Here is a 9206-nt window from a genome sequence, read left to right on the forward strand (position 1 = left end):
ATGGGGGGAGGTCAATGGGGAAGGTGGAGGCGTCAGGCCAATCAAGGCCCGGCTGAACGTCGAGAGCCGATAAAGGGTTGATGCGATAGTCGTCTGCCCTCATTATTGAGAGCATGGCAACCGCTCCTGATCCGAAGCCCGTGCCCCGCGCGCTGATCGAGAAGATCGGAATGCTGTCGCGCGCCCGGCAGAGCGAAGTCGAGGATTTCGTCGATTTCATCGCAATGCGCGACGCTGCCTCGGCCAGTGCAGAGCGCGAGCTTTCCCGCATGGCCACTGTCGTGAGCGATCCTGCCTTTGCTGCCGTCTGGAACAATCCTGAAGACGACGTCTACGATGCCCTTTGAGCCAGCGGATATTGCCTTCGGCGCTGTCGTTCTGGTTCCATTCCCGTTCACCGATCAGGCAACATCCAAGCGGCGTCCGGCTGTCGTGATCAGCTCGGCAAATTATCATGCGTCACGACCCGATGTGATCCTGATGGCCATAACCAGCCAACTCCGCGCATCCGCCGCTTTTGGCGAGGTCTGGCTGAAGGAATGGCAGGCTGCGGGGCTGCTCAAGCCCTCGGCTGTGAAGCCGCTTGTTGCGACGCTGGAGCGAGTCTTGATTATCCGTCAACTCGGGCATCTGGCGGAGGATGATGCCAAGGCCTTGCGCGCTGCAATTGCGGACCTGATCGGTTGAGGTTGAACGCACATCCTTCAATAAGATACCCGTAATTGGACGTTTGTTCGCGTAGTCGCCTTGCGGCTGATTTGCGGTTGCCCAAGTGCAAATGCCCCATCAGGCCGGGATGGTGTCATCAAGCTCACGCAGTCGGTTTTCGATCTGCGTTGAGAGGCCATAGATTGCGGTCAAGTCGGAAAGGAGGTGCTTTTCTTCCTCTTTTCCTTTGAATGTCCCGAGATACTTTGTCGTCAATCCATTAAAATGCATTCGCACTATGGTTTTACGATTGTTGTCATCCAGTAGAATAGCGCAATAGGATTTTGCGTCACGAATGGACACCCGTTTGGGATCGACCAAACGCGACGCAATGGCCTGAACAATGTGGAAGCCCGACAGTTCCTCAGCGGTTGTTTCAACGCCTTCGTCGGATGAATCGACCGGTGGCGTTTCGTCGTCAATCTGTCCAGGGGTAGCTGCGTTGAGGGCCGACGAAAGGCGCTCATTGACCAGATCGCGTATCAAGGACGATATGGTGCTTACCAGCATTTTGCTAAAATTTTCGCGCACGGCGGCGGTTAGTCGGCCATCATGCACACGGCGGGCCAGGAGGTCGACAAACCCCTCTGAGGGTTCAGCAAACTCCTTTTCCAGCTCCTTGCGCAAAAGAGATTGGATTTTAAGATTGCCAGCTTCCTGAACAATCTTGTCGATATCAAAAGCTGATTTGGCGAACTTTTCAATCGTCTTCACATCTGCTGGCTTGATGGCCTCCATCGAGAACGAGAAAAATGGCCTTTCGTCCATGATGTTTGGCTTTTCAACATCAGAATAGAACTGATAGCTGACACCATTGGTCAGCAATGCAAGCCTGGCTTCCGTAGCGGTGAAATACCGAAAAAGCTGCGAGGCATGCTTGACGTTCAATTCGGCGGACGCCGGTTTGCACTCGATCAAAATATCGACTTTCCCATCCTTACAAATGGCATAATCGACCTTTTCACCTTTTTTGGTTCCAACGTCAGATGTGAACTCTGGGACGACCTCTTTCGGGTTAAAAACGTCATAACCTAGGGCTTGCAAAAAGGGCATGACGAGAGCGTTCTTTGCAGCTTCCTCAGTCAAAAGAACTTCGCGATGTTCGATCGTACGATTTTGAAGCTCCGCGAGTTTCGTTGCCAGTTCCATGGAAGTCCCCCCAAAATAACGGAATAGTGTTAAACTGCCACTGAAAAACTTGTCGAGCAAGAGTGTCCTTAATTTCTGTAGAGGCGCCGTAGATGGTTTCCGCAAGTGTCTTGCCCCTCAATGAAAATCCCGCGACTTCGGTAGCACCCGTGCATCCCGCGGATGGCGTGACGGCACCGGCCGCACCACCTCGTCCGCGCGTGCCAGCGGGGGTGTTAGCGCACCATCCCCCCGCGCCTCGGTGAGCGTTGCTAGCAAATCCGTGCGGTCCACCACGCGGTTGGCCATCAGGTGGACCACGCCTTCGGGGCTGCGCTGAAGTACGCCTTCGACCTGCATCAGGCGGCTCGCCATTACCGCGCGGCGGTAGCGTTCGAACAGGCGCGCCCAGAGGACGACGTTCGTGATACCCGTCTCGTCCTCGATGGTGACGAAGATCGCGTTGCCCTTGCCGGGGCGCTGGCGGACGAGGACGACGCCGGCGGTGCGCACCGCCGCGCCGGCCTTGGCGTTGGTCGTGTCCTCGCAGCTGAGCACGCCTTCCTCGCGCAGCCGCGCGCGCAGGAACGCCATCGGATGGTCCTTCAGCGACAGGCGCAGCACCTGGTAATCGGTGACGACCTCTTCCGCTGCGGGCATTTGCGGCAGCTGCATGTCGGGCTCCGCGCCCAGCTCGCGCGCCTTGGCCGCGGCGAACAGTGGCAGCTCGCCCGAAGGCGTGCGGCGCACCTCCCACAAAGCCTGGCGTCGCGAGAGGCCGAGCGATCCGAACGCATCGGCATCGGCGAGCAGGCGCAACGCGGCGCTGGGCAGGTCGGCGCGCCGCGCCAGCCGCTCGATCGAGACGAACCGCCCGCCTTCGCGCCGCGCTTGCACCAAAGCCTCGGCCCAGGCCTGCCGGAATCCGTCCATCTGGCGAAAGCCCAGCCGCAGCGCCAGCCGCCCGCGCAAGTCGCGCTCCAGCCTATTGTCCCAGTGGCTGGCGTTGATGTCGATCGGGCGCACCTCGACCTGATGCTCGCGCACGTCGCGCACGATCTGCGCGGGCGCATAGAAGCCCATGGGCTGCGAATTGAGCAAAGCGCAGGCGAAGACCGCCGGGTGGTGGCACTTGATCCAGGACGAGACATAGACCAGCCGCGCGAAGGACAGGGCGTGGCTCTCCGGAAAGCCATAGCTGCCGAAGCCCTCGATCTGTTTGAAGCAGCGTTCGGCAAATTCGGCGGCATAGCCGCGCGCGGTCATGCCCTCGACCAGCTTGGTGCGGAAATTGTGCATCGTGCCGACATTGCGGAAGGTCGCCATCGCGCGGCGCAGCTGGTTGGCTTCCGAGGGCGTGAAATCCGCCGCGACGATCGCGAGCTTCATCGCCTGTTCCTGGAACAGCGGCACGCCATAGGTCTGGCCGAGCAGGTTTTTCAGCTCATCGGCGGGGTGCGGCGGCGCGGGCGAGGGGTATTCGACCGGCTCGATGCCCGAGCGGCGGCGCAGATAGGGGTGGACCATGTCGCCCTCGATCGGGCCGGGGCGGACGATCGCGACCTGCACCGTCAGGTCGTAGAGGCAGCGCGGGCGGAGCCGCGGCAGCATGTTCATCTGCGCGCGGCTTTCCACCTGGAACACGCCGATGCTGTCGCCCCGGCACAGCATGTCATAGACCTCAGGGTCATCGGCATCGAGATCGACGGTCAGGTCGTGCTCGCCCAGGCCATGCTCGCGCATCAGCGCGAAGGCCTTGCGGATGCAGGTGAGCATGCCCAGCGCCAGCACATCGACCTTCATCAGGCCGAGCGCGTCGATATCGTCCTTGTCCCATTCGATGAAGGTGCGGTCCTCCATCGCGGCATTGTGGATCGGCACGGTCTCGTCGAGCCGGTCCTCGGTCAGCACGAAGCCGCCGACATGCTGCGAGAGGTGGCGGGGGAAGTGCAGGATCTGGTCGACCAGGTCGCGCAGGCGGACGATATCGGGATTGTCGATGTCGAACCCCGCCTCGGCGTAGCGCTGCTCTGCCATCGAGGACGAGAAGCTGCCCCAGATGGTGCTGGAAAGGCGCGCGGTGACGTCCTCGGAAAAGCCGAGCACCTTGCCGACCTCGCGCACCGCGCTGCGCGGGCGATAGTGGATCACCGTCGCGGCGATCCCGGCGCGGTGGCGGCCATAGCGCTGGTAGATATATTGCATCACCTCCTCGCGCCGCTCGTGCTCGAAATCGACATCGATATCGGGCGGCTCGGCGCGCTCCTCCGACACGAAGCGCGAAAAGAGCAGGTCGTGCGTCACCGGATCGACCGAGGTGACGCCGAGCAGGAAGCAGACGATCGAGTTGGCGGCCGATCCGCGCCCCTGGCACAATATCGGCGGCTCGCGGCTGCGCGCGAAGCGCACCAGATCGTGCACGGTGAGGAAATAGCAGGCGTAGCGCTGCTTGGCGATGAGGGTGAATTCCTCGTCGAGCAGGTCGCGGACCTTCTTCGGCAGTTCCTCGCCATAGCGCTCGCGCGCCGCTTCCAGCACCATATGCTCGAGCCAGGCCTGCGGCTCCCAGCCCTCCGGCACGGGTTCGAGCGGGTACTGGTAGCGCAGGTCGTCGAGCGTGAAGGTGACGCGTTCCATCAGGCGCAGCGTCTGCGCGATCGCATCGGGGCAGTCGGCGAACAGGCGCGCCATTTCGTCCGCCGGCTTGATATGCCGCTCGGCATTGGCCTCGAGCAGCCGCCCGGCCTCGGCGATGGTCGTGCCCGCACCGATGCAGGTGAGCACATCGTGCAGCGGGCGCTGCGCCGGTTCGGCATAGAGCGCGTCGTTGGTGGCGAGCAGCGGCACGCCGGTGTCGGCGCTCAATCGCATCAGCCGGGCGAGACGGCGGCGGTCCGCACCCCGGCGCGGCATGGTGACGCCGATCCACACGCGCCCCGGCGCGGCCTGGCCCAGCGTGCCGAGCAGCGGCGCGTCGCCGGGCGATGCCATCACGATCAGCAGCAGGTCGTCGCAGAACTCGAGCAGATCGGGCAGGTGCAGCACGCAATCGCCCTTGGCCGCGCGCAGATTGCCGGTGGTGAGCAGCCGCGTCAGCCGTCCCCAGCCGTGGCGCGTCGCGGGATAGGCGATGATGTCGGGCGTTCCATCGGCGAACACCAGTCGCGCGCCGACCAGCAGCCGCAGCGCCGGGGGCGGCGCGCCGATCTCCGCCGCCGCCTTGTGCGCGTCGCGCAGCGCGATATGCGCGCGCACCACGCCCGCGACCGTGTTGCGATCGGCAATGCCTATCCCTGCCAGCCCCAGTTCGAGCGCGCGCGCGACCATGTCCGCCGGGTGCGAGGCCCCGCGCAGGAACGAATAATTGGTCGCGCAGACCAGTTCGGCAAAACCGGCGGTCATGCGAAAAGGGTCGTTTGTGGGCCTTTTCGTCATGCGAAAAGGCCGTGCACATACCAGCGCGGATCGGGCCGTTCGCTGTCATACAGGCCATGGCGGAAGATCCAGAAGCGGCGGCCGCGCGCGTCCTCGATCCGGTAATAGTCGCGGGTGAGGCCGCTCCTGCCCGGCGCATGCTTCCACCAGGGCGCGGCGATCCGCTCGGGCCCCTCGAAACGCACGACATGGTGCTGCTGGCGCTTCCAGCGGAAGCGGTGCGGCGGGCCGTCGGGCACCTCGGCGATCACCTCGATCGGCTGGGGCGGGTCGAACAGATGGATCGGGCGGGTCGGCGGCTCGCCCGGCTGCGGCGCTTCCCAGGGTTCGGGCGCGGGCAGATCGACCGCGGGCAGGGTGAGCGCCGCCTGTTCGGGAATGTGCGTGTCGCGCGGCTGGAACCGGCGGATCGCGCCGCGCCCCAGCCGGCTGCTCAGCCGGTCGATCAGTGCGGCCATCGCCTCCTCGCTCACCGCGCCGCCCTCCAGCTGCAGCTGCGCCGGGGTCAGCGGCTCGATGCGCGGCACGATCAGCCGGATCATGTCGAAGCCGAAGCCGGGGTCGATCGGATCGGACAGCGCATCGAGCCGCTCGTGCAGCAACCGCATCAGCCCTTGCGGATCGCGCATCGGCAGGCTCGATTCGACCGCGAGGTCGAAGCTGCGGCCATCGCTGCGATAGAAGCGCGCGGCGAAATGCCGCCCGCCCATGCCGCGCTGCTCGAGCGCCTCGGCGGCCTTGGCCGCCAGCTCGGCGAGCGCCGCCATTGCCGCCTCGGTGCGCGCGATCGGTTCGGCAAAGCGCATCTCGAAGCGCAGCGCGGGCGGGCTGCGGCGCGGGACGATGCGGCTGTCGGCGCTGCCCAGCAGCCGGTCGAGCCGCTCGACCAGCTCCTCGCCGAAGCGCGCGGCGAGCGGCGCGCTCGGCCGCATCGCGAGATCGCCGATGGTCTTGAGGCCGGCGCGGATCAGCGCGGTCTCGGTCTCCTCCTCGATGCGTAGCGCCGCGACCGGCAGGCGGCGCAGCACGACATCGCCGTCCTCGGGCCGCGCGAGCGTCACCCCCGGCGCGAAGCGGGCGAGCGCCTGCGCCGCCTCGGGCGTGTCGCCGCAACCGCTGCGGACATGGTCGGAAAAGCGCGCCAGGCTGTCCTCGGCGGCGGCGACCAGCGCGCTCTCGCCGCCGAACAGATGCGTGCAGCCGGTAATGTCGAGCACCAGCATGTCGGGCGGGTCGGTCGCGACGAGCGGCGTGAAGCGGTCGCAATGATCGGCCAACCGCTCGAGCCATTTCAGGTCGGCGAGCGGATCGTGCGGCTCGACGTTCAACTGCGTTACCTGCGCACGCGCATCGGCCAGCATCATGCCCGGGGTCAGGCCCTGGGCGCGCGCCTCGGCACAGGTGGCGGCGATGCGCATCGCACCGCGCACCCTCTCGACCAGCACCAGTGGCGCGGCGTCGTCCGCCTTATCCGGCGCGCCGGAAGCCGAGCGCTGCCGCGCGCGCCGGTCGACCGGCAGAAAGGGGAAGAACAGCGCCAGATAGCGCCGCTGCGCCTCCGGTTCCGGCACCGCCGACGGGCAGGGCCTCAGCAAGACAGGCTTGTTCACGGTTCCACTCCACGCGCCACGCGCCGCCCGCCGGGCGTCCGCGCTGGCGCAACAGTTCTATCGCCCAAGCAGGATAGCCGGGCGCATTGGCTTCCATCGGCAGCGATGGCGCCGCCGCCACCTGCCAGCGGGTCTGCGCCGCGCTGGGCGCGGGGGTGGCGGCGATGCGCAGCGCGATCACGGTGACGCCCGAGGCTTCGGCAGCAAGCGCCAGCCTGCGGCTTGCGGTGAGATCGAACGCGCGGGGATCGCGCCACAGCTCTACCACCGCCACGCCGACATCGCCGCAGCGGGTGACATCGGCCGCCGCGCGCAGCACCGCCAGCGCATCGGGCAGCGTGCCCAGGATGACCTGCGCAGGCGAAAGCCCGATCTCGACCAGCCCCGGCGCGTGCAATTGCCCGCCGCGTCTTTCCGCCTCGCCCTCGCGCAGCCAGACCAGGGTTCCTCCGAGTCTGAGTGCCAGGGCCGCTGTGAATCCGGTCGCGCACCCGGCATCGTCCGCCTCGAACGCAAAGATTTCATGCAGCCGCGCGCGCATCAGCCCGCCGCCCAAGGCCGCGTCGATTCCCGCATGCCCGGTGCGCGCCAGCCCCGCCGGTTCGCCGCCGGATTCGCCCGCGCACGCGCGTTCCAGCCCGGCAATCCGGGCTTTCAGGGACTCGAGGGAATCGCGGACATGGGACATTCGTTCTTATTATGTTCCGTTTTGCGGAACGTCAAATGCCTGTGCGGCGGGCCGCGATGCCAATTCGGGACCGGTGACGCTTTGTTAACCCTTCGCGTTAATAGTCTGTTGAACTGAGTTAACGCCCATTGGGGGGAACAGCATGACCGATACCGCACCCGACATCGCCCTGGCCCGCGCGCTGCTGCACGAAGCGATGGAACTTCAGGCAGCGGGCAATCTGGGGGCTGCCGAAGAGCGCTATCGCCTGGTCATCGATGCAGATTACCGCACCGCCGAGGTGCTGCCGATCCTTGCCGGTATCCTGGGCCTGCGCGGCGCGAACGAAGAGGCGCTCGAGCTGTGGGATACCTTGCTCGCGATCGATCCCGACCATGCGGTCGCGCATCATGAAAAGGGGCTGATCTACAGCCGCACCGGACGCCCCGACCTCGCCATCACCGCGATGCAGGCGGCCTGCGCGGCCGATCCGGCCAATCCGGTCGCCGCCAACAATCTTGCGGTCATGCTCTCCGATGCCGGGCGCAAGATCGAGGCGCTCGACCAGTTCCGCCGCGCCCAGGCGCTGCAGCCGGGCAATATTCATATCGAACACCAGATCCGCCGCCTCTCCGCCGAGATGGTGCCTTTCTGGCATATCCCGATGCTCAACGACGTGCGCCGCAACGATGCATTCGAGGCGGCGATCATCGCCGCGCTGGCGCAAACCGGCCCCGATGCCCGCGTGCTCGATATCGGCACCGGCAGCGGCCTGCTCTCGATGATGGCCGCGCGCGCCGGGGCGCAATCGGTCACCGCGTGCGAGATGGTGCCGATCATCGCCGACATGGCGCGGCAGATCATCGCCGATAACGGCTATGCGGAGCGCATCACCGTCCACACCGCGCCTTCAACCGAGCTCAAGGTCGGCGAGCATCTCGACGAGCGCGCGGACATCCTGGTCTCCGAAATCCTCTCCTCCGACCTGCTTACCGAGCATGTCATCGACACGTTCGAGGATGCGCATGCGCGGCTGCTCAAGCCCGATGCCATCGTCATCCCGCGCGCCGCCTCGGCCATCGGCTGTCTGGTCGAAAGCCAGGTGCTGGCGGATTACGTGTTCGTCGATCAGGTCTCGGGCTTCGACATCTCGCGCTTCGGCGCGCTCGCCTCGCCCAAGCTGCCGATCCACGGCACCATGACCGACTGGAAGCGCCTGTCCGACGATGTCGAGCTGGTGCATATCGACCTCACCCGGACGCAGCACCAGAGCGACCTGCACCTGTTGCAGATCAACGTGCTCGAAGACGGCATCGCTACCGGCATCGTCCAGTGGATGCATGTCGACCTGGCCGATGGCATCACCTTCGACAACCATCCTGATGGCTATACCGACGGCGGCTGGCTGCAGGTGCTGCACAATTTCCCCGAACCCGTCGCGGTGCGCGCGGGCGACGTGCTCAATGTCGCGGTGGGCCATGACCGCGTGACGCTGATCGTGCGCCCGCTCGAGGTGATCGCGGCAGCCGAGCAGGTGAAGGTGGCTTGATCTGATTTCGCTCTCTCCCCTTGAGGGGAGAGAAACGGAGGCTTGGCAGCTTGCCTGCCTAGCCGAAGTTGAGAGGGGCCAACGGTCCGCGAAGCCCCCCTCCCAACCC

Annotated in this window: 7 protein-coding genes; 3 read left to right on the plus strand and 4 right to left on the minus strand. The window is 65.5% G+C overall.

From position 1 onward, the window contains the following. The first annotated feature begins 113 nt into the window (after nucleotides 1–113). Nucleotides 114–347: a hypothetical protein gene (locus AX735_RS23940; protein WP_066285192.1), complete on the plus strand. Its 234-nt coding sequence runs from the start codon at nucleotides 114–116 to the stop codon at nucleotides 345–347. Further along, a complete protein-coding gene (locus AX735_RS23945) occupies nucleotides 298–687 on the plus strand; it encodes a type II toxin-antitoxin system PemK/MazF family toxin (RefSeq protein ID WP_202189658.1) in 390 nt (129 codons plus the stop codon). The genes AX735_RS23940 and AX735_RS23945 overlap by 50 nt, the downstream gene beginning before the upstream one ends. Nucleotides 688–786: 99 nt before the next feature. Here AX735_RS23945 and AX735_RS23950 read toward each other — a convergent pair whose 3' ends face one another. The 4 genes from AX735_RS23950 to AX735_RS23965 all read right to left on the minus strand — a co-directional run bounded on the left by AX735_RS23950 (nucleotide 787) and on the right by AX735_RS23965 (nucleotide 7569). Next, nucleotides 787–1857: a type I restriction endonuclease gene (locus tag AX735_RS23950; protein ID WP_066285195.1), complete on the minus strand. Its 1071-nt coding sequence runs from the start codon at nucleotides 1855–1857 to the stop codon at nucleotides 787–789. Between the two features lie 117 nt (nucleotides 1858–1974). Continuing rightward, entirely contained in the window at nucleotides 1975–5238 is a 3264-nt protein-coding gene (locus AX735_RS23955) for an error-prone DNA polymerase (RefSeq protein ID WP_066285196.1), read from the minus strand. 29 nt (nucleotides 5239–5267) lie between these two features. Beyond that, nucleotides 5268–6842, minus strand: a complete 1575-nt coding sequence (locus AX735_RS23960) for a Y-family DNA polymerase (protein WP_066285198.1) — start codon at nucleotides 6840–6842, stop codon at nucleotides 5268–5270. After that, nucleotides 6739–7569, minus strand: coding sequence for an ImuA family protein (locus tag AX735_RS23965; RefSeq protein ID WP_066285199.1), 831 nt, complete (start codon nucleotides 7567–7569; stop codon nucleotides 6739–6741). Before AX735_RS23965 ends, AX735_RS23960 begins: the two co-directional genes overlap by 104 nt. 142 nt (nucleotides 7570–7711) lie before the next feature. Here AX735_RS23965 and AX735_RS23970 point away from each other — a divergent pair, with 142 nt between their 5' ends. Then, nucleotides 7712–9097, plus strand: coding sequence for a 50S ribosomal protein L11 methyltransferase (locus tag AX735_RS23970; protein ID WP_066285201.1), 1386 nt, complete (start codon nucleotides 7712–7714; stop codon nucleotides 9095–9097). Nucleotides 9098–9206 lie beyond the last annotated feature (109 nt).

It is taken from the genome of Blastomonas sp. CCH1-A6 (assembly GCF_001556365.1).
GTDB classification, from domain to species: Bacteria; Pseudomonadota; Alphaproteobacteria; order Sphingomonadales; family Sphingomonadaceae; genus Blastomonas; species Blastomonas ursincola.